The sequence below is a fragment of the Roseateles sp. L2-2 genome (genome assembly GCF_050613215.1).
Classification (GTDB): Bacteria; Pseudomonadota; Gammaproteobacteria; order Burkholderiales; family Burkholderiaceae_C; genus Roseateles; species Roseateles noduli.
The window spans coordinates 3,901,421-3,926,044 of sequence record NZ_CP192509.1 but is presented as its reverse complement, the minus strand read 5'-3'; the positions used below and the strand labels follow the sequence as shown (position 1 = coordinate 3,926,044).

At 65.4% G+C, this 24,624-nt stretch carries 23 protein-coding genes and 2 pseudogenes; 18 read left to right on the top strand and 7 right to left on the bottom strand.

Annotation, left to right across the window (positions count from 1 at the left end; genetic code table 11):
- Positions 1 to 130: 130 nt before the first annotated feature.
- Positions 131 to 1,174, bottom strand: a complete 1,044-nt coding sequence (locus tag ACQZ13_RS17560; protein ID WP_431046641.1) for a S41 family peptidase — start codon at positions 1,172 to 1,174, stop codon at positions 131 to 133.
- A 375-nt stretch (positions 1,175 to 1,549) separates the two neighbouring features.
- Between ACQZ13_RS17560 and ACQZ13_RS17555 the strand changes: the two genes are divergently transcribed.
- Genes ACQZ13_RS17555 through ACQZ13_RS17545 form a run of 3 tightly spaced genes read left to right on the top strand, consistent with a single transcriptional unit; the run spans position 1,550 to position 7,193 of the window.
- Complete coding sequence (locus tag ACQZ13_RS17555; protein ID WP_431046639.1) at positions 1,550 to 4,162, top strand: RHS repeat domain-containing protein; 2,613 nt, start codon at positions 1,550 to 1,552, stop codon at positions 4,160 to 4,162.
- Positions 4,163 to 4,165: 3 nt separating this feature from the next.
- Complete coding sequence (locus tag ACQZ13_RS17550) at positions 4,166 to 6,586, top strand: RHS repeat domain-containing protein (RefSeq protein WP_431046637.1); 2,421 nt, start codon at positions 4,166 to 4,168, stop codon at positions 6,584 to 6,586.
- Positions 6,587 to 6,605: 19 nt separating this feature from the next.
- Positions 6,606 to 7,193, top strand: a complete 588-nt coding sequence (locus ACQZ13_RS17545) for a hypothetical protein (protein WP_431046635.1) — start codon at positions 6,606 to 6,608, stop codon at positions 7,191 to 7,193.
- Between the two features lie 18 nt (positions 7,194 to 7,211).
- On the opposite strand, the pseudogene ACQZ13_RS17540 reads toward ACQZ13_RS17545, so the two are convergent.
- Positions 7,212 to 7,469: pseudogene (locus ACQZ13_RS17540) on the bottom strand (hypothetical protein); the annotation flags it as partial.
- Positions 7,470 to 7,958: 489 nt separating this feature from the next.
- Here ACQZ13_RS17540 and ACQZ13_RS17535 point away from each other — a divergent pair.
- From ACQZ13_RS17535 to ACQZ13_RS17485, 11 genes and pseudogenes are all read left to right on the top strand, one after another.
- Positions 7,959 to 8,279, top strand: a pseudogene (locus ACQZ13_RS17535) (hypothetical protein); the annotation flags it as partial.
- A 33-nt stretch (positions 8,280 to 8,312) separates the two neighbouring features.
- The gene (locus tag ACQZ13_RS17530; RefSeq protein WP_431053442.1) at positions 8,313 to 8,753 is read left to right on the top strand and encodes a hypothetical protein; all 441 of its coding nucleotides are present in this window, start codon (positions 8,313 to 8,315) and stop codon (positions 8,751 to 8,753) included.
- Entirely contained in the window at positions 8,750 to 9,118 is a 369-nt protein-coding gene (locus tag ACQZ13_RS17525) for a hypothetical protein (protein ID WP_431046633.1), read from the top strand. The genes ACQZ13_RS17530 and ACQZ13_RS17525 overlap by 4 nt, the downstream gene beginning before the upstream one ends.
- A gap of 460 nt (positions 9,119 to 9,578) precedes the next feature.
- Entirely contained in the window at positions 9,579 to 10,748 is a 1,170-nt protein-coding gene (locus ACQZ13_RS17520; RefSeq protein ID WP_431046631.1) for an RHS repeat domain-containing protein, read from the top strand.
- Positions 10,733 to 11,194, top strand: coding sequence for a hypothetical protein (locus tag ACQZ13_RS17515; RefSeq protein WP_431046629.1), 462 nt, complete (start codon positions 10,733 to 10,735; stop codon positions 11,192 to 11,194). Before ACQZ13_RS17520 ends, ACQZ13_RS17515 begins: the two co-directional genes overlap by 16 nt.
- A 612-nt stretch (positions 11,195 to 11,806) precedes the next feature.
- A complete protein-coding gene (locus ACQZ13_RS17510; protein WP_431046627.1) occupies positions 11,807 to 12,004 on the top strand; it encodes a hypothetical protein in 198 nt (65 codons plus the stop codon).
- 92 nt (positions 12,005 to 12,096) lie between these two features.
- Positions 12,097 to 12,681, top strand: coding sequence for a hypothetical protein (locus tag ACQZ13_RS17505; RefSeq protein WP_431046625.1), 585 nt, complete (start codon positions 12,097 to 12,099; stop codon positions 12,679 to 12,681).
- Positions 12,682 to 12,773: 92 nt separating this feature from the next.
- On the top strand, positions 12,774 to 13,835 hold the full coding sequence (locus ACQZ13_RS17500; protein WP_431046623.1) for a class I SAM-dependent methyltransferase: 1,062 nt from the start codon (positions 12,774 to 12,776) through the stop codon (positions 13,833 to 13,835).
- 10 nt (positions 13,836 to 13,845) lie between these two features.
- Positions 13,846 to 14,661, top strand: a complete 816-nt coding sequence (locus ACQZ13_RS17495) for a DUF1295 domain-containing protein (RefSeq protein WP_431046621.1) — start codon at positions 13,846 to 13,848, stop codon at positions 14,659 to 14,661.
- Between the two features lie 71 nt (positions 14,662 to 14,732).
- Positions 14,733 to 15,371: a DUF6134 family protein gene (locus ACQZ13_RS17490; RefSeq protein WP_431046619.1), complete on the top strand. Its 639-nt coding sequence runs from the start codon at positions 14,733 to 14,735 to the stop codon at positions 15,369 to 15,371.
- 94 nt (positions 15,372 to 15,465) lie between these two features.
- On the top strand, positions 15,466 to 15,933 hold the full coding sequence (locus ACQZ13_RS17485; RefSeq protein WP_431046617.1) for a DUF2177 family protein: 468 nt from the start codon (positions 15,466 to 15,468) through the stop codon (positions 15,931 to 15,933).
- On the opposite strand, the gene ACQZ13_RS17480 is transcribed toward ACQZ13_RS17485, so the two are convergent.
- Together ACQZ13_RS17480 and ACQZ13_RS17475 are read right to left on the bottom strand one after the other, a co-directional pair.
- The gene (locus ACQZ13_RS17480; RefSeq protein WP_431046615.1) at positions 15,896 to 16,642 is read right to left on the bottom strand and encodes a ChrR family anti-sigma-E factor; all 747 of its coding nucleotides are present in this window, start codon (positions 16,640 to 16,642) and stop codon (positions 15,896 to 15,898) included. The two genes, ACQZ13_RS17485 and ACQZ13_RS17480, sit on opposite strands and share 38 nt — an antisense overlap.
- A complete protein-coding gene (locus ACQZ13_RS17475) occupies positions 16,642 to 17,235 on the bottom strand; it encodes a sigma-70 family RNA polymerase sigma factor (RefSeq protein ID WP_431046613.1) in 594 nt (197 codons plus the stop codon). The genes ACQZ13_RS17480 and ACQZ13_RS17475 overlap by 1 nt, the downstream gene beginning before the upstream one ends.
- A gap of 352 nt (positions 17,236 to 17,587) precedes the next feature.
- Here ACQZ13_RS17475 and ACQZ13_RS17470 point away from each other — a divergent pair, with 352 nt between their 5' ends.
- The 4 genes from ACQZ13_RS17470 to ACQZ13_RS17455 all read left to right on the top strand — a co-directional run bounded on the left by ACQZ13_RS17470 (position 17,588) and on the right by ACQZ13_RS17455 (position 21,884).
- Positions 17,588 to 18,958: an NAD(P)/FAD-dependent oxidoreductase gene (locus ACQZ13_RS17470; protein ID WP_431053267.1), complete on the top strand. Its 1,371-nt coding sequence runs from the start codon at positions 17,588 to 17,590 to the stop codon at positions 18,956 to 18,958.
- A complete protein-coding gene (locus ACQZ13_RS17465; RefSeq protein ID WP_431046611.1) occupies positions 18,955 to 19,917 on the top strand; it encodes a DUF1365 domain-containing protein in 963 nt (320 codons plus the stop codon). The genes ACQZ13_RS17470 and ACQZ13_RS17465 overlap by 4 nt, the downstream gene beginning before the upstream one ends.
- A 13-nt stretch (positions 19,918 to 19,930) precedes the next feature.
- Complete coding sequence (locus ACQZ13_RS17460) at positions 19,931 to 21,217, top strand: class I SAM-dependent methyltransferase (RefSeq protein WP_431046609.1); 1,287 nt, start codon at positions 19,931 to 19,933, stop codon at positions 21,215 to 21,217.
- Positions 21,218 to 21,341: 124 nt separating this feature from the next.
- Positions 21,342 to 21,884: a GAF domain-containing protein gene (locus ACQZ13_RS17455; protein WP_431046607.1), complete on the top strand. Its 543-nt coding sequence runs from the start codon at positions 21,342 to 21,344 to the stop codon at positions 21,882 to 21,884.
- 70 nt (positions 21,885 to 21,954) lie between these two features.
- Here ACQZ13_RS17455 and ACQZ13_RS17450 read toward each other — a convergent pair whose 3' ends face one another.
- The 3 genes from ACQZ13_RS17450 to ACQZ13_RS17440 form a co-directional block, all read right to left on the bottom strand.
- Entirely contained in the window at positions 21,955 to 22,197 is a 243-nt protein-coding gene (locus ACQZ13_RS17450) for a hypothetical protein (protein ID WP_431046606.1), read from the bottom strand.
- Between the two features lie 448 nt (positions 22,198 to 22,645).
- On the bottom strand, positions 22,646 to 23,389 hold the full coding sequence (locus tag ACQZ13_RS17445) for a hypothetical protein (RefSeq protein ID WP_431046604.1): 744 nt from the start codon (positions 23,387 to 23,389) through the stop codon (positions 22,646 to 22,648).
- A 14-nt stretch (positions 23,390 to 23,403) separates the two neighbouring features.
- Positions 23,404 to 24,579, bottom strand: coding sequence for a hypothetical protein (locus ACQZ13_RS17440; protein ID WP_431046602.1), 1,176 nt, complete (start codon positions 24,577 to 24,579; stop codon positions 23,404 to 23,406).
- Positions 24,580 to 24,624 lie beyond the last annotated feature (45 nt).

The window sequence follows — 24,624 nt, the reverse complement described above, 5'->3', positions numbered from 1 at the left end:
TCCTTCCAAGTGATTGCGGATGCAGTCACTGTAGGAATTCGACCGTCGCCGATAAACAGGCGGTTCGCACAATCACTGTTTGGCGAGGCCAAACAGTGGGAGTCCTTCCCGAGGGCCGCCCCGCAGCCGGTCAGGGCTTGGCCGGGGCGTCCAGCGCCGTCAGCGCCCGCTCCAGCCCGCCGCGCTTCTCGGGGTGCTTCTCGGTGAGCAGCAGTTGCTGGAGGATCATCCGCTGCGCAAGCGTCAGCGCCTCGGCCGCGGGCACCGCGTGGTCGGGCGACACGCCCGTGCCTTCCCAGTTGCCGCCGATGACCGGATCCACCGAACGGCCCGTCGGGATGAAGACGCCGAGTTCCGGGCTCAGCCGGAAGAAGTCGCCCGGATGGGCACCGCCGCCGGTGGTCTCGCCGATCAGCGTGGCGCGATGGCGGTTCTTCATGCCCCAGGCGAAGTCCTCGGCGGCGGAGAAGGTCCGGCGCTCGGTCAGTAGGTAGACCGGACGGCGCTGACCGTAGCGCTGGCCCGCCACCTTGGCGGTCGTCCGGTGCGTCTCGATCCGGTTGCCGGCGCGCCAGTGGATGTCGACCAGCGGCGTGGGCTTGTCGAAGAAGTAGCTGGCCAGCAGTTGCACGGTCTCGGGATCGCCGCCGCCGTTGCGGCGCAGGTCGATGATGAGCGCGTCGGTACGAGCCAGCATGGCCATCGCCGCGGCGAGCACCGGGCCGGCCTCGCGCGGCGGCGCGAACTGGCGCAGGTCCAGGTAGCCGATGTTGCCGCGCAGCCGCTCCACGCGCGTGACGCCGTAGTTGGTGTAGCGGAAGCTCTCGGCCATGTCGGCGGCCTCGGCCTTCGCGCCGCCGGGCATCTCGGGCATGGCGTCCACGCGCAGGTGCTTGTCCTGCGTGGCCTCGGCGAGCACGACGGAGAGCTTCTCGGCGAGCTGGCGTGCGTCGGCGTCGTCGGCCGCGGCGGCCTGCAGCTTGGGCTCGATGTCCTTGACGCGGTCGGGGAAGACGTAGCGTTCGCGCAGCTGCCTGGCGAGCTCGCGGGCGACCTGGGTGCGGGCGGCGGGCGCGAGCGGCTCGCCAGCGGGCTCGGCAGGCGCAGGCTGGCACCAGACGGGCACGGTGGCCAGCAGCAGGGTGATCAAGGCGATGGGGGCGAGAGGCTTCATGTCTTGTCGCTTTCGGAGGAGAGATCGGTCGCGGTCCAGGTGGCCGGCTTGCATGGCAATTTATAACCGCTTATGTAGTTCACCGAAAGTCACGGACGGACGCCGCCGGCATGACGCCGTGATGACGTCGCCCCAGCCGCAAGTCCTGACCCCGGGATCGGCGTGCTCAGATCGCACATACCTCTTTGGAGGGGATTGGCCCGGTCGGCCTGGTCCCGACAGAATCCGCAGCGTTCATTCACGGGGAGGACGTCGTCCACGCACAAAGAGGCGGGGCGACGGCGAGGTCGGCGCGATGCGTTCATCGTGCCGGTCGCTGCTGCATGTCGTTTCCTCCCGCTGATGCCATTGCCGGTCCTGACCGGGGAGAAAACCATGAGTCTTTTGCACGTTGCGCGTCATGCGCTGCTCGGCCTGCTGTTGCTGGGCGTGGCTGTCCTCGGCCACGCTTCCGAGAGGCGCGCGCCGGTGAAGTGGAATGACGGCACGGGCGCCAGTTTCAGGGGCGGCAGCACCGTCGGTGATGGTCCGTCAAACCCGTCCAATGGTGACTTCACTGCGTCCATCGACGGGTACTACACGATCCGGGTGACGGGCAAGTCCTACAGCACCCCTGAGCAATTGCTGGCGCGTGTGGTGGCGTTCGGTGCGTCCACATTCCCGGCTGGGGGCACTTGCCAGTCAGAGCCCAGCTGGAACGCGCTGGGATGCACCGTGACGGGGAGCGCCAGTACCGGGCTGGCCACGTGCAGATACCAGGCGACGGCGACGACGGTGAACAACCACTCGATCTGCTCCGGCCAGGAAGGTCAGCCGCTGGTGTTCGACCAAGTCGTGTACACCTCGAAGAACTGCCTGGGCAACACATATTTCAACGTCGGCACCCGCGAATGCGAATGCAACATCGGGGTCTGGGATGAGGAGACGTCGTGGTGCATACCGGTCGTCGATCGGATGCACCTTGTCCCGTGCGACGTCTGCTACGGCAATCCGATCATGCCGACGGTGGGCGCCAAGACGCAGTCCGTCGACGCAGGGTGGCAGCCGTGGGTGCCGCTGCGGCTGACCTACAACTCCGGCCGCAAGGTGCCATATCAGGCAGGCAGCGGGAAGCCCTTCGTGCGTTCCGAGAGTCGCAATGTGGGCTCGATCTGGACCTTGAGCACCGACCGGCAGTTGCTGATCGATTCGCCGGACTACGTGCGCGTGGTCAACGTCTCGCGCGGCGACGGCATGTGGACGAGCTTCACGCGGACCGCGTCGGCGGAATTCGCGCCGGCGTCTGGTCTGCTGAACGATCGCATCCGCGCCGTGGCCGGTCCGGGCTTCCAGTACTTCGACCAGTCCGCGATGACGATCGAGTCCTACAGCTACACGGGCCAGTTGCTGGGCATCGCCCACATCGGCGGCCGCGCCATGAGCTTCACCTACAGCGACGCGACCACGGTGCCGAGCCTGGTGCGGGACATCGGCCTGCCGCTGGCGATGAAGGACCAGACCGGTCGGGAATGGAAGCTGGGTTACGAGTACCTGGGCGAGGATGTGCCGCCGCGCATCACCTCGATCACTGATCCCGGCAACGGGCGGGTGGACCTGGAGTTCGGCATCGAGGATCAGCTCCGCAAGGTCACCTGGCCGGATGGACGGTTCCGGCAATTCCTCTACGAAAACGCGACGTACAGCTGGGCGCTGACGGGCTATCTCGATGAAAACAACGTCAGGGCGGGGCGCTACAGCTATGACGCGCAGGGGCGCGCCATTTCCACGGAGCGCGCATTGGGCCTGGATCGCTACGCGGTGACATGGACGCGGCCGAGCGAGTGGCGCGTCGTGGAGAGCTGGGACGAGGGCACCGGTCGGCTCTTGCGCAACCACACGCTCGCGCCTCCGGAAGGCATGACGGTGACGCTGCCTTCGGGAGAGTCCCAGGCGGTCTCGGCGAGCAGCTTGCTCGGCTCGGTGAAGTGGACCTCCAAGACGCAGGCGGCAGGGGCGGGCAGCGCCGCGGCGACCACGAGCCGCGTGCTCGACGCCAATCAGAACGTCGTCCAGCTGGACGACTACAACGGCAGCCGTAGCTGCATGGCGTACGACATGACGCGCAACCTGGAGACCTCACGCGTGGAGGGGCTGACGGCGGCGACGGCGTGCGCGTCCGTGACGGGCGGGACGCTGCCGACGGGGTCGCGCAAGGTGAGTTCGCAGTGGCATCCCGATTGGCGCCTGACCACGGCGACCGCGGAGCCGCGTCGCCTCACGACGCTGGTCTACAACGGCCAGCCGGATCCGTTCAACGGCGGCACGGTGGCGAGCTGCGCGCCGACCGACGCGTTGCTGCCCGATGGCAAACCGATCGTCGTGCTGTGCAAGCGCGTGGAGCAGGCGACGACCGATGAGACCGGCGCGCTGGGATTCGCGGCGACGCTGCAGTCCGGGGTGGCGGCACGCACGGCGAGCTGGACCTACAACGCGGTGGGTCAGGTGTTGACGGCAAAGGATTCGACAGGCCGGACGACAGTGACCAACGAGTACTACGCTGACGCGACCACGGAACATGCCAAGGGAGATCTCAAGTCCTCCAGGAACGCCGTGGGACACATCACCAGCTATTCGAAGTACGACGCCTACGGCAACGTGCTGGAGATGACGGACGCGAACAACGTCCTGACCACCTTCGTCTACGACCTACGTCAGCGTCTCAAGTCCGTGACCACGGCGGGTGTGACGATGAGTTATTCGTACTTGCCCACCGGCCCGCTCCAGCGCGTCGATCAACCGGACGGCAGCTTCGTGAGCTACGAGTACGACGACGCACGTCGACTTGTTGCCGTGTCGGACAACCTGAACAACCGCGTGGACTACACGCTGGACGCTTCGGGGAACCGCACCCAGGAGCGCACGAAGGATCCGCAGGGCCTTCTGAAGCGGACTATGAGCCGCACGTACGACGCGCTCAATCGCGCGCAGCAGACGACGGGGAGGGAGTAAGCCATGAACCGCATCAAGACGGATTCGAAGCGCCGTAGCGGACTCGCGCCGTTCGCGGCTGCGTTCATCGCAGTGAGCGGGATGACCGGCGTGGCCGCGTCGATCGCGCATGCGGCCACGTTGCCACCGCCGCCGGTCTCTCCGGCGCCAGTGACCGACTACGAGTACGACGCCAAGGGCAATCCGACCAAGGTCATCAAGGCCAAGGGGGTGACGGGCTTCGGCTTCGCGACGACCAACGCGTACGACGCGCTGGACCGGGTCAAGACCAGCACGGACGCGCGCAACGGCGTGACCAAGCTGGGCTACGACGGCATCGATCAGCTCAAGCAGGTCATCGATCCTCGCAACCTGGTGACGAACTATCAGCGCAACGGCCTGGGTGACCTCACGCAGCTGGCAAGTCCTGACACCGGCACGGCCAACAGCACCTTCGACACCAACGGCAATTTGCTCACGCGCACGGACAGCCGCAACGTGCTGGGCACGTACGCCTACGACGATCTCAACCGCCTGACCTCGCTGATCTACACGCAGAGCGGCCAGACGGCGCTGAACTACGGCTGGACCTACGACCAGACGGGTGGTGAGTTCACCAACGGCGTTGGCCGCCTCACGACGGCCACGAGTCCGGCGGGCAACACCAAGTACGGCTACGACGCCTTCGGACGCGTGACCGCGGTGATCCAGACGGTGGGCACGGCGGTGCACACGACGCGCTACACCTACGACGGCGTCGGCCACATCACCAGCGTCACCTACCCGTCCAAGCGGGTGGTGAGCTACCAGTGGAGCAACGGGCAGCTCGTGGGCATCGGCGTCGCCAAGGACGCGCTGACCGCCGCGCAGCCGCTCATCAGCAACATTCAATGGGAGCCCTTCGGGGGCGTGCGCAGCTGGCAGATGCACCTGACCAGCGGGACGAAGCTGCAGGAGCGCGTCTTCGACCAGTACGGTCGCTTGGTCCGTTATCCACTCGGCGCGGTGGTGCGCGACATCACCTACGACGCAGCCGACCGCATCGTCAGCTACACGCACCTGGACGCGACGACGGGCCAGGCCACTGCGGCGACGCAGGCGATGAACCAGAGCTTCGGCTACGACGAGCTGGGCCGTCTGACGAGCATCGTCACGCCGGCCAACTCGTGGTCGATCGGCTACGACGCCAACGGCAACCGGACGAGCTATTCGCAGAACGGCGCGGCGCGCACGTACACGACGCCGGCCACGAGCAACCGGCTGACTAGCGTGAGCAACCCGTCGCGCAACCTGGGCTACGACGCGGCGGGCAACACGCTGACCGACACGGGCCAGGCCTACACGACGACCTACCGGTTGGACAACCGGATGGGGACGCTGACCAAGAACGGCGTGACGCTGACCTACCGCTACGACGCGGGCGGGCAGCGGGTGCACAAGGAGCACAGCCAGGGGATGCGGTACTTCGCGTACGACCTCGACGGCAAGATGCTGGGCGAGTACAACGCGACGTCGCCGGTGCACGAGTTCGTGTGGCTGGGGGGCATGCCGGTGGCGGTGATGACCGGGTCGGGCCCGGAGCCGAGCATCCTGTATGTCTACGCGGACCACCTGAATGCGCCGCGGGTGCTGATCGACAAGGCGGATGCGCTGCGGTGGCGGTGGATGAGCGAGCCGTTCGGGACAGCGACGCCGGAGCAGGCGCCGGCGGGCTTGGCGCAGGTCGTCTTCAACCTGCGCTTCCCCGGCCAGTTCTTCGACAGCGAGTCAGGGCTGTATTACAACTACTTCCGGGACTATGACCCGACGTTGGGGAGGTATGTCCAAAGCGACGCTATCGGCCTAGATGGCGGTATGAATACATACGCATATGCTGGGAACAAGCCAGCTGAACTCTTTGATCCGAATGGGATGGCCCCAGAGGCTCCCCGGACATCAGCGGGCGGGGGCAGAAGAGACGCTTGTATCGCAGCATGCACCGTTGCTGGAGGCGTTGTCGGGGGTTACGGCGGAACGGTTGTGGGCGGAATTGGCGGAGGTGTGGCGGGGGCCGCTGCGGGAACAGTTGTGGCCCCTGGCGTGGGAACGGTCGCTGGCGGTGGCGCAGGCGCGGCGGTCGGTGGAACCTGGCTTGGCGCTGCGGGCGCCACCGCCGGTGCAACTGCTGGATACGTCATTGGCCAAGCCGCCTGTCCATCTGACGCTCTGGTTGCCCAACAAAGTTGCGCTCCTTGCGCTCCCCCAAAGGGTACGCAGTGTTCAGAGATTAATACCGGACATACCCATAATGGATGGGATCCGCATTTCCATATTTGGACCCGTGGTCAGAATCCGAAGACATGTCAATGCTTTTGGAATCGCGGTAGCGGAACTATTGGCACGACGCAGTTCTCTCCGGCTGGCATGCAAAGTTGCAGTTCCATCCCTTCTTGGCCGAGTAATTGAGGTAATGATGGATATGTCAATGCTGATTGTTGGATTCGATGCTCGTAATGGCTTGGCGCCCCAAGATGCATCGGCGCAAGGAGGCCTCCATGCGATCCGATTAAGTGCAGATCCGGCAGTTTGGCCAAGGCCCAGTAATATCGACGAGTTTCTGAATAGGCAAGTGGATGAGGTCGTTAATCCGTTGACGCTATCAGTGCGACCAGAGATTCTCGTGGACCGGCTTCGGCGATTGAATTCGGAAGCTTTTGTCTCCGTTGCGCTCTCCCTCTCCGAACTTTGTTGTGAAGCGCTAATCGATAGGTTCGGGCCCGGCTGGTTTGAGAATCTTGAAGCCGAAAAGGAAGCCATGTCTGCCGGCTGGAAACATTGTGGATTTGATGTGGTTGATCTCCGGGGACTGATCAGCGGCATATTCGGGGTCGGATCGGCGTTTGGCAGGTCTGTTGGGGGTGCGTGGCTGACTCAGCAACTTAATGATTCGGGTCTCATTTCGACTCGTGCTGCGGCTATGGAGTTCTCTCAAGTGATGGGTTTGCATTTGCAATCTCATGCTCCATTCGTCCCGGTGGGCGTGCTGACGCGTAGCGGTGATTCCTTTGTCTGAGCTATCTGTGCGAATGGCTTAGCGGTCGCCAGCGTGAGCGGCAAGACCGACATATTGAATTGACGTCGAAGGCTGATACGCATTCGCCAACGTGAGCGCGAGAGGCTGGAGCGGACTGCTCCAGTCGAGCATTCGACGCGGACGCGCATGCAAGCTTTCGGCGATGGCATCGAGCTCTTCCTGGCGGTAAACAGGTAGGTCTGTGCCCTTGGGCAAGTACTGGCGTAACAGCCCGCTGGTCTTCTCGCACGACCCGCTTTGCCATAGGCCGTGGGGGAGCGCAGAAGTACACGATCTCGCAGGCCGCACGGGCCATCTGTTCGCCTTAGTCATGGGTCATCTCTGTGGCATTGGTGCCGATCGAGTTGAGCATCGCCATGAACGCGGCCAGAGCCGATCCTGGTCGATCGGCTACGACGCCAACGGCAACCGGACGAGCTTCTCGCAGAACGGCGCAGCGCGCACGTACACGACGCCGGCCACGAGCAACCGGCTCACGAGCGTGAGCTACCCGTCGCGCAACCTGGGCTACGACGCGGCGGGCAACACGCTGAGCGACACGGGCCAGGCCTACACGACGACGTACCGGTTGGACAACCGGATGGGGACGCTGACAAAAAGCAGCCTGACCACGACCTACCAGTACGACGCAGGCGGGCAGCGGGTCCGTAAGGAACATAGCGCTGGGCTGCGCAATTTCGCCTATGACCTGGACGGGCAGCTGCTGGGCGAGTACAGCGCGACGGGTGCGGTGCAGGAGTTCGTGTGGGTTGGCGGCATGCCGGTCGCCGTGTTGATCGGTGCGGTGCCGGAACCGACCATCCTCTTCGTCTACGCGGACCACCTGAACGCCCCGCGTATGCTGATCGACAAGGCGGAGGCGCTGCGGTGGCGGTGGATGAGCGAGCCGTTCGGGACGGCCACGCCGGACCAGGCGCCGGCGGGGCTGGCACAAGTCGTCTTCAACCTGCGCTTCCCCGGCCAGTTCTTCGACAGCGAGTCAGGGCTGTATTACAACTCTTCCGGGACTATGACTCGACGTTGGGGAGGTATGTTCAGAGTGATCCGATTGGGGTGGATGGAGGGCTGAATACCTTCTCTTATGTCACGGCAAGTCCCGTGTCGCTCGTCGACCCGTATGGTCTTGTGTTTTTCACTCTGACAACGACCGAATCCGCAAAGCGAGATACGTCGATCGACGAGGCCGTTAGAAGAGGCGCATGGACTAGAGCAGTGACGCTACCGGCTGTCGGAGTTGCCCTGACGCCAAATGCGATTGGCTTGCTCAGTTCACCAGCGATGTGTTTCGCTGAGGGTGTAGTACTTTCGCAACTCACGCTTGAAGAGCTAAAGCAAATCATTGGAAAGCGAGGTGTTGAGCTGTTCCGGGAACTGTTCAAAGATCCTTCGAGCAATCCAGGGCTGACGCAGCGACAACTTGAGGCCTATAAAGAGATTGCCCGACGCATAGTCGAACGCTACAAGGCAGAAGGAAAGAGTCCTCTGGGAATTGAAACCCAAACGGAACGTATAGACATCATCAACAAGTTTTTAAAATGAGCTACGAAATCTTTCCAAGCGCATTTGACGCCGTTCCTTCAAAAGAAAAAACTGATTGCAATGTCAGCCTCGGCGGATTCTTCTATGACTATCTTCGAGCTGAAGATGGAAGATTTGTTGGGGTGCGGTATTGGCTTATGGAGACTGTGGCGGTTGACAGTCATCCAGTGTATTCATTGTTCCTTGCAGACAAGCGCTTCATATTTGCAAGGCACGAGGGATTCATCGACATAGTTTTTGATGAAGATGATTCGGGGCCCCTTCAGCGTGGAGAACTATCGGTGGATACCGTGCAAGATTTTGGTGGCGAGTGCATCATCCAGCGAGGAGGTGTATTGGGGATTGGTTTCTCGTTTCCTGAATGATTGCTGAATCTCAGAAGCTCTGCAGCAATGCATTCACTCTTGCTATGGCCGCGAGAGTGACGCCGAGCAGACTTGGGAAAACATCTGCCTTTGCCCGGATGCCCGCATCGAAGACCGGCTCATGCGTGTGACCACGCGAATGAGCCTTGGCCCTGTGGTGTGATGGCCGAATTTGAATTGCTGTCCAAGCTCGCCTGACTATCTGAGTCGGCAAGCGGAAGAGGGCTTGCCGACGTCTGACAAGTGGAAGAACCCGGCCCCGATGAGGTGCGCGTCGCCCCTCGCTGCCTCCACTTTTGCGTGCCCGCCGCGCTCGTTCCTCCTCGTCTGCTGACGGCTTTTTCAAGCCGTTGCAATGATCCTTCGGAACGCCTTCCATACGCCGTCTTTGCAGCGCGCATCCCCCTGGATCATGGAGTCCCCGGCCGCCCGGAGCCTTGGGCCAGGACCCCATACCTGGATGCGCGACGATTGGCGGAGCGACTGCCGCGTCGCAGGCGATGAACCAGAACTTCGGCTACGACGCCAACGGCACCGGACGAGCTTCACGCAGAACGGCGCGGCGCGCACGTACACGACGCCGGCCACGAGCAACCGGCTCACGAGCGTGAGCAACCCGTCGCGCAACCTGGGCTACGACGCGGCGGGCAACACGCTGACCGACACGGGCCAGGCCTACACGACGACCTACCGGTTGGACAACCGGATGGGGACGCTGACCAAGAACGGCGTGACGCTGACCTATCGCTACGACGCGGGCGGGCAGCGCGTGCACAAGGAGCACAGCCAGGGGATGCGGTACTTCGCGTACGACCTCGACGGCAAGATGCTCGGGGAGTACAACGCGACGTCGCCGGTGCACGAGTTCGTGTGGCTGGGGGGCATGCCGGTGGCGGTGATGACCGGGTCGGGCCCGGAGCCGAGCATCCTGTATGTCTACGCGGACCACCTGAATGCGCCGCGGATGCTGATCGACAAGGCGGAGGCGCTGCGGTGGCGGTGGATGAGTGAGCCGTTCGGGACGGCGACGCCGGAGCAGGCGCCGGCGGGGCTGGCTCAAGTCGTCTTCAACCTGCGCTTCCCCGGCCAGTTCTTCGACAGCGAGTCAGGGCTGTATTACAACTACTTCCGGGACTATGACCCGACGTTGGGGAGGTATGTTCAGAGTGATCCTGTCGGGATTTATGCAGGGATCAATACCTTTGTGTACGTTAACGGTGCTCCTCTGCATTTTTCCGACGCCTCGGGACTCGATCCGTGGTATCGGGGACCATGGGAAAAGCCATGGGAGAAGTTCATGCCCGAGTCCAGGGAAGAAACCATGCGTCGTATCTGCGCCTACGCGGCCTCACCTTGGGAGGGGCATGTGCCACGCGATGTCGACAATTGGTTCGATCTGAATCAGCGCAACGCAGAGCACTATTATTTCGGTGCCGAATTGGGGCGCAAGATGGGGCCAGGCGCGCCAGTAGCCATCATGGCCTGGGAGGCTTCAAAATGGGCACGTGCTCCCTTTGGTGCCTCCACTCCACCCACAAAGCTCGGGTCCGAGATCGGTCAATTGGGTGCCTATGACGGTTGGGTGCGGGGGCTCACACATCCAGAAAGCTGTGAATGTCAAAAGCGATGATCAAAGCGTGGCTCCCACCAACCATCTTGGCCTTGGTGGCGAGTCTGATTGATGTCGTATTAATTGGCGGCTGGGCTGCGGCAATTCTTGTCGCGTGCTGGTCTGCGACGACGTTGTTGCTCCCTCGACGTCATCGGCATCAAAGGGCACTTGCCGGTTTCACGGGGCTGTTTGCGTTGTTGCTGACGACCGTGCTTGGGTACGGCTCAGCTTCGTTTGTTCGGAGCGATTTTAGATCTGCAGCACGTTCATTCCAGTCAACTCCTCCGGCGACAAAAAGCGATTTGCTGGCGAAGGACGCGCGAATGCATTGGTTTACCAAGTATTCGTTGCTCTCATACACTGCGGCTACTGCGCCGCCGACGGCTCGATTCAAGATATTCCCATTCTCGATCGAAGAATATGACTTGGCGGGGAATCGCTTGCGTGCGGGCGGCTATGACTAACGCTGTTCGTGTTCATCATTCAGGCCAGCGAATTGACGAGAGCCTGCCGGTGACAACGCGAAACGAGATTCTTCACGCGTTTACGAACGTCCGCTCTCGCATTCCCTTCGTCGCCACCCGCTGGTGGTGCCCAAGAGAGCTGCCTCGCATAGAGATTTATAACGACTTATGAAATCACCTGGGGATGAAGGACGAAAGGCGTCGAGATGACGCCGCGATGACGTCGTCCCGGGAGGAAATCCTGACCCTCGGAGCGGCGAACTTGCGCCGAGTAATCAAATGCGGTTTGATGGCGTCGGGGCCGCGTGGGGACTCTTTTATACCTGAGGCTCAGAATGTCGAGAATTCCTTTAACGGAAGGTCGCCGTTTCCTTGTTTATCTTGTGGTCGTCTTTATCCTGGGATTGATGGAGCGCGCAGTCCGCGTAGTCGTCGGTGATGTTGTCGCTTTTGTGCTCCTGATCGCATATTTAATATCTCTCAGATTCTTTGCGGAATGGGCTGATCGTAGGTGATGAAATAAAGAATCACTGTTTTATTCCCTCTGTTAATTGTCGTTCTTCCTTCTGCGATCTTTGCCATTCGCGATCGACGTCAGCGCTGAAAGAATTTATGGGGCCGTGGCTTCCTCCTATTGAGCGAATTCCCCTTTCGATCTGGCTGATCGTCGTGATGGTGGCCTTTGGTTTTCTTGGTTTTGTCGCCGAGCGGTGGTCGCTTGAGCAGTTTTCCTACTTCGGTATCGGTGGACTCGCGTTGGGCCTGCTGATTTTTCGTGCCGCAGCGAGGAAGCAGAAGGCCAATGAGTGAGCGTTTGACGCAGCCATGGTCGGTTTTGGCACCGTGCCGCCGTGGACCTGGACGGACGGGCTGCCAAGTCCGCCGTTGATACGATTCGACGAATGACGCGTTCCCAACTTCTCGCTCTAGTTGTCGGCGCCCTGATGTCAGCCGGCGCAGTCACAGCCGCTGACATGCCCACGCCACCCCGCGCCGTTTTCACGAGCTGGGACCCTGCGCTGCGTCTGGTGGAGCAGTCCGATTCATACGTCACCGGGTCGCAGGCGCGGTGGCAAGGACGCATCTCGCTCACCGGTGTTCTCGTGGTCGAGTTCGACCGCGATCCGGAGGGTGAGGAGCGAGCCCCGGAACTCGTCGACGTCAACGGCGTGGCGCACTTCGAGCCCGATGCGCGTTCCCTGGCCAGACTTCCGGCAGCGAAGAACTACTATCCTCTCGTACCGAAGATCCTCTGGATCGGCGCGACCGGGCGCGAGGCGCTTGTTCCGCTCATCGGTCGAGCCGCCTTCGATCGGTTGCAGGCGGATCGCGCGAGCCGCTTCGACTTCCCCGTGAAGCTGACGTTGACCGAGCTGGCGACGTCGGTCGAGTGCGACCACCGCGATTTCACGGCAACCGTCCATGCGATCCAGCTGCTCAAAGCGCCCATGGTCGCCCGGAACGAGCCCTGGAGCGTCGCCTGCTGAGCACGCGGCGATCGCGAAACCGCATCGACGCCCTGAGATCCAGATCGCTCCTCCCTGCGTATAGAGCGCGTCCACCGCTTCCGGCCGCTCCCATGGATCTCGACATTTCTTCGATCGCCGTCCGGCTCGCCGAGCGCGGCCTGTTGCCGGAGGCCGCCGTGCGGCTGGGCATCCGCCGTCTGCTGCGCCAGCGCCTCGACGAATCGCATCACCACGATTACGAGACGGCGGCCGCGCTCACGCAGTCCTTCCTGACCTCGCTGCGCGCCGCGCCGCTGGCCGTGCAGACCGAGAAGGCCAACGAGCAGCACTACGAACTGCCTCCCGCGCTGTTCGAGGCCATGCTCGGTCCTCATCGGAAGTACAGCTGCTGCTGGTGGCCGGAGGGCGTCGATACGCTCGAGGCCGCCGAGGAGGCGGCCCTCGAAGCCACCGTTGCGCGCGCCGGGCTCGCCGACGGGCAGCGGATCCTTGAGTTGGGATGCGGCTGGGGTTCGCTGAGCCTGTGGATGGCCGCCAGGTTCCCCGCGGCGGAGATCCTTGCCGTGTCCAACTCGGCCTCGCAGCGCGCCTTCATCGAGGGCCAGGCCGAGGCGCGCGGACTCCGCAATCTGCGCGTGATGACTTGCGATTTCAACGCGTTCGGCGAGGACGGCAGCCTGGACCGCGGCTTCGACCGCGTCGTGTCCGTCGAGATGTTCGAACACCTGCGCAACTGGCCCCGCGCCTTCCGCAAGGTCGCCGGCTGGCTGCGCGACGACGGCCGCTTCTTCATGCATGTCTTCGCGCACCGCGAGGCGCCTTACGCCTTCGAGGTCCGCGACGCCACCGACTGGATGAGTCAGTACTTCTTCTCCGGCGGGATGATGCCCAGCGACGACCTCGCGCTGATGTGCCAGGACGATCTCGCGCTGCAGGAACGCTGGCGATGGGATGGGCGCCATTACGCGCGCACCGCCGCTGCCTGGCTGGAGCGTTTCGACGCGCATCGCACCGCCCTGTGGCCGGTCTTCGAATCGGTCTACGGCGCCAAGGACGCGCCGATGTGGTGGCAGCGCTGGCGGCTCTTCCTGCTGTCCGTCGAGGAACTGTTCGGCTACGACCACGGGCAGCAGTGGTGGGTCAGCCACTACCTCTTCGCGCCGCGGCGCTGAGGCTGTCGACATGGCATTCCTCGAATCGCTGCCGGCCATGCCCGCGCTGGCCCTGACCGGCCTGCTGATCACCGTCGCCATCGCCGTGCCGACCTGGCTCGCGAGCATCCCGCTGCGCGATGCGAGCCTCGCCGATCGCGTCTGGTCGGCATTCATCGCCGTGCCCGTCGTGTTCTACGCCTGGCACGCCGGCGGCGACGCGCGCTTGAACGTCATGGTCGCGATCACGGTCGCCTGGGCGTTGCGGCTCGGCATCTACGTCACCGTCCGCAATTGGGGTCACGGCGAGGACCGTCGTTATCAAGCCATCCGCGAACGGAATCAGCCGAATTTCGCGCTCAAGAGCCTGTGGCTCGTGTTCCTGCTGCAGGCGGTGCTCGGGTGGATCGTGGGTTGGCCCATGCTCGTGGCCAGCGCGCCGGGCTCGGCGCCTTTGGGATTGTGGGACGGCGTCGGTGCGGCGCTGGCGATCGGCGGGCTGCTGGTCGAGACCATCTCCGATGCGCAGTTGGCGCGCTTCCGCCGCGATCCGGCCAACCGCGGCCAGGTGATGGACGGCGGGCTGTGGCGCTATTCGCGCCATCCCAACTACTTCGGCGAAACCTGCGTCTGGTGGGGGCTCGGCGTGATGGGCCTGGCCGCCGGCGGATGGACGGGCGCCTGGGCGCTGGTCTCGCCGCTGCTGATGACGATCCTGCTGCTGAAGGTCTCCGGGGTCACGCTGCTGGAACAGGACATCGGCGAGCGTCGACCCGCCTATCGCGACTACATCGCGCGCACCAGCGCCTTCATCCCCTGGTCGCCCAAGCGCGAGGCCGCGCGATGACCGCGTTTTCGTTGCCGCGAACACGTCAGACGGCTACCCGCGTTGCGGCCCTTGTCGCATTCATGCGCTGCATGGTGCGGCTGGTCGCGATGATGGCGGCGACGTTCGGAGCCGTCGGGTTTACAGGCTCCGCTCGCGCCGATACCTGGAACTTCGACGTGCGCCTGGACGGGAAACCGATCGGCACCCACCGCTTCACCGTCGAGGGGCCCGACGAGGCGCGCGAGGTCACCAGCATCGCCGCCTTCGACGTCAAGTTGCTCGGCATCACCGTCTTCCGCTACCGCCATGAGGCGCGTGAGCGCTGGCGCGGCGACTGCCTGCAGCAGATCCGCAGCAGCACCGACGACGATGGGAAACCGGTCAAGGTGGATCGACGGCTGGAGTCCGCGACGCCCGGCGAGCCCGACTGCCTCATGAGCTACGCGTACTGGCATCCGGCGCTGGTGCGCCAGCAGCGTCTGCTGAACCCGCAGACCGGCGAGGTGGACGAGGTCCGCATCGAGCGCCTGCCCGATGCGGCCATCCCCGTGGGCGGCCGCGACGTCGACGCCTCGCGGTGGCGGATCACGTCGACGGCGCCTTCGTCTGGCAAGTCGGCGCCGGCACGTCAAGTGCTCACGCTATGGCGTGACCGGGCGGACGGTCGATGGATCGGCCTTGATGCGCAGGTCAAGGGCGACCGCGTACTGACCTACCGATTGCCCTGAAGCAGGGCCACCCGACGCTTCCCGCGTTCCGGCCCCAAAGTCGACGCCTGATTTCAAAGGCCCTGAAGTCAGAGCGCACAAGTCGGAGACCATGATGAGACTTCACGACGATCTGATCCCCACCCGCGCGCCGGCCTGGCGCTGGCCGCTCGCCTATGTGCTGACGCTCGTCGTGTTCCTGGCGATGGATGCGGTCTGGCTGAGTCTCAGTTCCGCCGCGCTGTATCAGCCGGCCATCGGTCATCTGATGGCGCCCGCCATCGACTGGCGCGCCGTGGCGGTGTTCTATCCGCTCTACGTCGGCGGTCTGGTGTTCTTCGCGATCGCGCCGTCCTTGTTGGGGCGGCCCTTCGCGGGGGCGCTTGGCCGCGGCGCGCTGTTCGGCTTCCTCGCCTATGCGACCTACGACTTCACCAATCAGGCCACGCTGCGCGACTGGCCGTGGCATGTGACGCTCATCGACCTCGTCTGGGGATCCATCGTCAGCGGAGTTTCCGCCTCGGTGGCCTCGGCGCTCACCGCGCTCACATGCCGACGAGCGATCCGAACCAGCGGGCGATGACCCCGTCGAAGTGCAGGCGGCCCTCGACGGCTGCCACGCAGATGCACTCGCTGCCGTCCTGCACCACCGGTTGGTGATGGACCTCGTCGTCGGCGAGGTCGAAGTCTCCCGGCCCGAACAGCGCCCGGCCGTCGTGGAAGCGACCGTAGATGATCTGCGTCAGTTCGGTGCCGCGATGCGTGTGCTGCGGCAGGTACTTGCCGGCGCCGATGCGCAGCAGGAAGACGTTGGCCTCCGGCGCATCCGGCACGGTCACGCGGCTCCAGCGCATGCCGGGGCCCAGCCAGCGCCAGCGCGTCGCGTTGCAGCCCGCCAGTGCCTTCGGCCAGACCGCGCCGGTTGGCAGCGGTGGTGGGGCCGGCACCTTGCGCGGTGTCGGCATCCGATCGGCACCAGCGGTACCGCCAATGCCGGCGCCAGCGTTCCGTCTGGTCTGTTCGAACTCATCGATGCGGGAGAAGACCCGCGCCAGTGCGTCCTCGGCCATCGGGGCCGCCGGCTGCTCATCGAGCACCACGCCGCCAAGCGCACGCAGCATCGCCACACGTTCCCGGCAGGCCGGGCACAGCTCCAGGTGGGTCTCCGTCACCAGCCGCAGGCCGATAGGCAGCGCGCCGCTGACGAGCGACAGCAGCAGCTCGTCGGCGGGATGGTGGCGGATCTCAAGGGGCGGCAGCATGGTCGGGGAGGGCAACAGGAGTCGGGACATCACAGATCGATCAGCCGGCGCAGGTGCGCCACGGCCAGCCGGATCCGCGACTTGACGGTGCCCAGCGGCAGGCCGAGCTCGGCCGCGATGCGGGCGTGCGGTTCGTCGTCGTAGAAGGACAGGCGCAGCACCTGCGCCTGCTCGGGCGGGAGCCGGTGCAACGCGTCGCGCACGCGGCGCGACAGCCGTGTCACGTCGGCGTGGTCGGCGACGTCGGGCTGGTCGGCCTCCAGGCGGTCGAATTCGAAACACTCGTCGCCCGCGCCGTCCAGCAGGTGGCGCCGCGCGGCGTCGATGCGCAGCCTGCGCGCGATCGTGAAGATCCAGGTCGAGACGGCCGCCTGCTTCGGGTCGAACAGCGCGGCCTTGCGCCAGACCATCACCAGCGCGTCCTGGGCCAGGTCCTCGGCGGCGCCGTCGGTGCTGCCGGTGCGGATCAGGTAGCTCTTCACCCGAGGGGCAAAGTACGAGAACAGCCGACCGAAGGCGTCGCGGTCCTGCAGCTCCGCGACGCGGTGCATCAGCGCCGGCCAGTCGTCCCCGGGCGGGGAGGGCGGCGCGCTGCGGTCGGGATCGATCGGGACGATCTTCAAGTGGCGGGCTTTCAGCGAGGACGGGCGCGGGGGCGCTGGCGTCGACGCGGCGTTCGATGAGGCGACGGAAAGGGTGACGGGAAGGGACACGGACCCGGTACCCGTCGGGGTGGCCGGGGCCGAGGTCGGTTCGTCGCGTCTCAAGGGGCCCATGGACGCTCTTACGCGGCGAACGACGTTCCGGATCATCGCTCGACTCGGGCATCGTCACCATGCGGGCGACCCTCGCCCGCGCGATAGAGGGAAGCTTCACGGGGGAGGAATCCAAAACGCGGTCGCCCGCGTAGAAGCGCAAACAGCCAAGAACCAGGACGCGCCCATGGACCGCCCCGCCGACCGAACCAGCCTGCCGATGCCGTTCCTTCAGGAAGGACGTGATGGACGTGAAGGCCGTCGGCTGCGGGTGGCCGTCGTCGGCGCCGGCATTTCCGGCTTGTCCTGCGCCTGGCTGCTGTCGCAACGGCACGACGTCCAGGTCTTCGAGTCCGACGGCCGCATCGGGGGCCACAGCCACACGGTCGACGTCCCCTGCGGCCTGCTGCAGGTACCGGTCGACACCGGCTTCATCGTCTACAACGAGCCGGCGTATCCCAATTTGAGCGCGCTGTTCCGCCACCTGGACGTGCCGACCCAGGCCTCGGACATGTCGTTCGCGGTCAGCCTGGACGATGGCGGGCTCGAATATGCCGGCACCGACCTGAACGGCCTCTTCGCCCAGCGCGGCAACCTGATCCGTCCGCGCTTCTGGGGGATGCTGCGCGACCTGCTGCGCTTCTACCGCGAGGCGCCCCGCGACGCTGCCGCGTGCGGCGATCTGGCGCTCGACGACTACCTCGACGCGCGCGGCTATGGCCGCGCCTTCCGCGACGACCACCTGTACCCGATGGGCGCGGCGATCTGGTCTTCGGCGGCGAAGGATATCGGGCGCTATCCAGTGGCCGCCTTCGTGCGCTTCTGCGAGAACCACGGCCTGTTGAAACTGACCGACCGCCCGGTCTGGCGCACCGTCGACGGCGGCAGCCGCGAGTACGTGCGCCGCCTGACGCGCGGTTTCGAGGATCGCCTGCACCGCGACGAGCCGGTCATCGCGGTGGCGCGGGAGGCCGACGGCGTGCGGTTGCGCACCCGGCGCGGCGCATGGACGCCGACCTTCGATCACGTGGTGCTGGCCACGCATGCGGACCAGTCGCTGCGCATGCTGACGACGCCGACGGCGGCGGAGCAGCGCCTGCTGGGCGCCTTCCCCTACACGCGCAACCTCGCGGTGCTGCACCGCGATCCCGCGCTGATGCCACGTCGCCGGTCCGTGTGGTCCAGCTGGAACTACCTGGCGGGGAAGGGCGACGACACCTTCCAGCTGCCGCCGACGGTTACCTACTGGATGAACCGGCTTCAGCCGCACCTGCCGCAGGGCCGAAGCGCATCGCCGCTGTTCGTGTCGCTGAACCCCTCGGTGGCGCCGCGCCCCGAGCACCTGATCCGCACCGATGTCTACGAGCATCCCCGCTTCGACGCCGGCGCCATCGCCGCGCAGCGCGAGCTGTGGTCGCTGCAGGGCCAGCAGCGCACCTGGTTCTGCGGCGCGTACTTCGGATCCGGATTCCATGAGGACGGGCTGCAAGCCGGACTTGCGGTCGCCGAGGCGCTAGGCGGCGTGCGCCGGCCGTGGACCGTCGCCGGCGAGTCCGATCGCATCCATCTGCCGCAGGCGGTGGCCGCATGAGCCGGCGGCCGGACGAGGATCTGCACTCCGCGATTTATCGCGGGCAGGTGATGCACCAGCGGCTGCGGCCGCTGCGGCACCGGTTGCAGTACCGGATGTTCACGCTGCTGCTCGATCTTGACGAGCTTCCGGCACTGGACGCCCGGCTGCGTTGGTTCTCGGTCGGGCGTTTCAATCTCTTCAGCTTCCGGCCGTCCGATCACGGCGACGGGACGGCCAGGGACGTGCCGGCCTTGCGCGCCCATGTGGATGCGCGACTCGCGCTCGCGGGGCTGCCGATCGGCGGCGCGATCCGGCTGCTCGCGATGCCGCGCCTCTTCGGCTACGCGTTCAATCCGCTGAGCGTCTGGTTCTGCCACGCGCCGGACGGCCCGCTGCGCGCGATCGTCTACGAGGTCAACAACACCTTCGGCGAACGGCATAGCTACCTGATCGAGGTCGACGAGGCGCAGCGCGAGGCGGCTGTCGTCCAGCAGCGCAGCGGCAAGCAGCTGTACGTGTCGCCGTTCCTCGGCATGGCGCTGGAGTACCGCTTCAGGATTGAGCCGCCGCGCGAGCGGCTGTCGATCGGCGTGAGCGTGCATGACGGCGGCGCTGGTGCGACCGGGGTCGGGTCCGACGCCGTTGGCGTCGAGGGTTCGACCGTTCTGAACGCACGGCTCGACGCCACCCATGCGCCGCTGACCGATGGCGCCTTGCTGCGCCTGCTCGTGACACACCCTTTGCTCACGCTGAAGGTCGTCGTCGGCATCCATTGGGAGGCGCTGCGGCTCTGGCTGAAGGGCGCTCGATTGCACGAGCGGCCTGCGGCGCCGGACCGGCCGATGACCATCATCCGAGCCGACGGCGCCATTCGAACTGAATCGAATCGAGTTGAACCGGCCCTGGCGGCCGAGGCTGCTGAATCGGCCCTCGCGGTGGATACGGCCGCACCTTCCAAGGCGACCTTGCATGCATGACGAGAGCTCGTTCATGACCGCGCCCGCGGTCCTCGAGATCACCCCCGCGACCCTGGGCGGTGATCGCCTCGGCGCTCGACACGAGTCGCTGCGACGCGTGTTGTCGCGCATCCAGCTGGGCCGCCTGGCACTGACGCTGCCCGACGGACGTTGTGTGGAGGTCGTCGGCCCGTATCCCGGTCCGTCCGCGGCCCTGCACCTGCATCGCTGGAGACCGGCGATCAGGCTGCTGCTGCAGGGGGACCTGGGGCTGGCGTTCTCGTACCGGGACGGCGACTGGAGCACGCCCGACCTGACGGCGCTGCTGTCGTTCGGCATCGCCAACGAGACGGCGCTGGGCGCCGTCGCCGAGACGCGTGGTCCGGCGCGCTGGATCTCCCGCCTGCTGCATCGCGCCAACGCCAACACGCGCAGCGGCAGCCGGCACAACATCTCCGCGCATTACGACCTCGGCAACCGCTTCTACGAGCGCTGGCTTGACGACAGCATGCTGTATTCGAGCGCGATGTACGACGAGCCGAGAGAGGGGACGGACGCGGTCGCGGAAGATGCGGGCGAAGCGGACATCGCCGTCGACGTCGGCTCCCTGGAGCAGGCGCAGGCGAGACGGCTCGACCGCATCGTCGAGCTGCTGGACCTGCGCGCCGGTCAGCGCGTGCTGGAGATCGGATGCGGCTGGGGCACCTTGGCGGCGACGCTCGCCAAACGCTGCGGCGTGGAGGTGGTGGGTCTCACGCTGTCGACCGAGCAACTGCGATTCGCGCAGGCACGCGCGGAGCAGTGGGGCGTGGCCGACCAGGTCGACCTGCGGCTTCAGGACTACCGCGACGTCGAAGGGCGCTTCGACCGCATCGTCTCCATCGAGATGATCGAGGCGGTCGGCGAGGCCTACTGGCCGGTCTATTTCTCGACCTTGCGGGACCGGCTCAAGCCCGACGGCGTGGCCGTGCTGCAGGCCATCACGATCGACGAGCAGCACTTCGAGCGGTATCGCGCCAATCCGGACTTCATCCAGCGCTGCATCTTCCCCGGCGGCATGCTGCCGACGCCGGAGCGCATGGCCGAGGAGGCGCGCAAGGCCGACCTGCGCCTGACGACCCAGGCGCGTTTCGGGCTCGGCTACGCCGCCACGCTGGTCGAATGGCGCCGACGTTTCCTGGCCGAGTGGCCCGCCATCGAGGCCCAGGGATTCGACCTGCCGTTCAAGCGGCTGTGGGAGTACTACCTCTGCTACTGCGAGGCTGGCTTCCGCTCCGGCCGGGTGGATGTCGGGCTCTACCGCTTGGCGCATGCGCGCTGAGCGAGTTCCTACAAGCTGTAACTTTCAAGACCGTTCGCAGCGCCGTCGACGCCCGCTTGGGTAGCATGGTGGCACCGCTCCGGCATCTTCCACCCCAGCCTTCAGCCGCTCAGGCTTGCGCCCGATGTACGACCGCCCGTTCACCGCCCATTCCCTCGACGTCGCCATTTCTGAACTCCTGGCCGCCACGGCGGATGGCTTCGATCCCGACCTCGACGCCCGGATCACCGGCGTGCTGAAGGGGTTGCGCGAGCAGCTCGACATGGACGTCGTGTTCGTCTCGGAATTCCAGGACGGCGAGCGCGTCTTCCGCTTCGTCGACGGCCAGTCGGACATCGATGTGCAGGTCGGCGATTCGGCGCCGCTGGAGCAGAGCTACTGCCAGCGCATCGTCGAGGGCCGCGCGCCGGAACTCATGACGAACGCCGCCGCCGTCGCCGCGGAGCTGAAGCTCCCGCCGACGCCGGTGCCCATCGGCGCGCATCTGAGTGCGCCGGTGGTGCTGTCGGATGGCCGTGTCTTCGGCACGGTGTGCTGCTTCAGCCTCCAGCCGAATCCGGGTCTTCGCTCCGAGGACCTCTCGCGCCTGAAGGGCTGCGCACGCCTGGTCGCGCGCAAGGTCGAGGCGCAGGATTTCCTGGACACGCTGCCGTTCGACAACGATTGAGTGGTCATGGCGGTTTCTCGTGTGCGCTCGATGCGCCAGCGGCTGCTGATCGCTGTCGCATCGGCGGGGGTCAGGACTTGAGGTCCGGCCGCGGTACGGCCCAGCGGTAGAGCTGCTCTTCGAACGCCGCGAGCGCGACCACGCGCAGCAGGACGTCGAGTTCCTCGAGCACCTGGCCCAGCACGGCGCGGTCATGCGCCAGCCGGGCGGTGGAGTCGTCGGACCGCATCACCTCCAGGTGGTGCTGCAGCAGTTGGACGCGGTCGCAGATGCCGTCGAAGGCGGCGCGGGTCGTGATCTTGCGGTTCAGCACGAAGCACCTCGGTTCGGCATGGGGGTGGGCGAAGGCAGCGGTGTCGCGTAGCGGACGATCGTTGGCGTCTTAGGTCGGAGGGAGTTCAGCATCGGTCAGGCAGGTCATGGCGTCTTTCCCAAGGGTTGGAGCAATGAGCCCACGGGAAGGACGGGTTGATCCGCGCGATCGGGTGGGCGAGATGTCGAAACACGTAAGGAAGCACCGTGTGGCCGTCCTCGCGGAGTAGCCCATCTCGCCCCTTGAACGCGCAGAGTTCGGGGGGCGACAGTGGCCGCCCTATCGAGGCGGCCTACCGCTTCCTTTCAGGTGCTTCGAACACCTGGGACTTATCGTCGCGAATCACGACCATCCGCGCTATGACCGACTTCAGTGCAAGTCGAAGGTCGTATGCCTGGGATCAGTAGGGAGGGGGACTTGGATCGGGAGTGCCAGGTCGTGCCGCCTCTCAAGCGTGGTCGGATCTGGCCAGCCAACGCGACAGCCAGAACGTGCGACGCAAGGTCTGGAGCTCTTCCAGGCGTGACGTGCAGAACGGCTGACCGATACGTTTCTCAATGTCGCGCACGGCGATCGCGCGGGCCAAGGCAGGCCCGAATCCGGTCGCGAGGAGGTAGGTCACCGCGCCGCCAAGCAGCGGCATGGCGAGCCACACGACATCGTTAGCCTGCCATCCGCCCATCTGCAACAGCAGCGGGGCGTTGAGCGCCAGGGCTGCCAGGAATGCGATCCTGCCGATGGTGGGTTGGCGCGGCGACGGCATCGGGCGGACGCGATGCCGCGGGAGATCGAGCAAGGGCTCCAACGGCTTGGGGATCTGACCGGGCGATGCGGCGAGGTGCCGGCGTTCCGACCAATAGCCAGAAGCCAGCCCGCCGATCGTCAAGAGCCATGCGATACCGACGGCGAGCGCCTGGAGATCCGGTCGCTGCGCGCGCCATGCCAACGCGGTGGTCGAGACCACCAGCAGGCTGCCGAAAAAGATCAAGGTCAACGGCAGCGACCACAGGGCCTCTTGCGGCGAGTAGCGGCTGCGATATTTGATGTGGAGCCCGGCGATCAGGAAGACCAGCCCCGTCACCGGGGCCACCGCGAACAGGACTGCCTTCGGCAGCGCGAACGCCCACAGCGCCGGCACCACGAAGAGGCCGGCGCCGAGCATGGCGAAAGGAACGTTCTTCAGCGTCTTCAAATCGTCCGGTGGTCTCACCGTGGAACTCCCAGCGCGTTGCGCGCCTGCTGCTCGGCGAAGTCCGCCCCGCCGTAATTGTTCCAGACGACTTGCATCGCCACGCCGGCCAGCAACCCGATGATGACGAGTGGCGCCCCGGCGATGGTCAGGCCGGCAACGCCCGCGATGGCAACCGCCGTCGGAACGCTGATGATGCTGGCCGCCAGGCCGACGGCGTTGCCGCTCTGGTTGCGAGCGGACGTGACGAGGAACTTGTTGGTATCGAAGGATCGCAGCTGGCGCCTGCCGGAGGCGTCGACGTCGAATTCGATGCTGCTCCACGCGTCGAGCGCCGCCGTCGGAGCGAACGTGATCAGGCCGGTCCCGACCTTGCCGCTCGACCATCCCATGCTGCGTGCCCACTTGGTTTCTGCGGCGGCAACACCGGCACCTTTCACCTGAGCGGCGCTCGGCGACGCCCAGCGAGTGGAGTGCGCCGTGCCCCTTGCATTGGTGCGCCAGGAAGCGCCCGCGATGGGGGCTGCGACGGTCACCGGCAGGTTGCGGATCCGCAGGCGCAGCCGAGGGCGACCCTTGCCCTGATTGGCGTTGTACAGATCCATGAAATCATTGATCCGGACACTCTTCGTAGCGCCTGACGCGATCTGCGAAGCGGCAGCGTTCAGTCGAGCCGCAGTCTGACCCTGAACGCCGCCATACGCCACCGCCTGCGTGGCGGCGAGTGTGTTCCCGATGATGTTGGCGGGGCTCACTGAACCTGAGCGGATCTCGGACGCGAGCCCGTTGCCGCCCCATTGACCGAACAGGTACTCACGCAGCCACGGCGGCAGGTCGTCCTCGGGCCGGGGTCCCGGACCCGGGCGTGGCGCAGCGGTCCGCATCGGGATCCGCGCCGCGGGCGTCGCCGGCTCCCAGCTCCGGAGCGTATCCAGCACTGACGGTTGTTGCGCGATGAGACGACGCAGCAGTTCTTGTCCGGTCGGCGTGTCGAGGTCGAAGTCGCCGTTCAAACGTTCGTCGCAAAGATTCCAGCCGTCGGCGGCACACTGGCCCGAAGCAGGGGATTGCCGTGCGAAGTTCTGCCGATGCGCCATCACATCGAACTTGCACTGTGCCGCGGCCATCTGTGCGGCTTGTTGAGCTGGCGTCGTCATCGTTGTCCCTGAATCGAAGAGTTCTGATCGATTCATTTTGGGCAAGCCAACGACGTCGGACAGTTGCCGAAGGTCATCTCG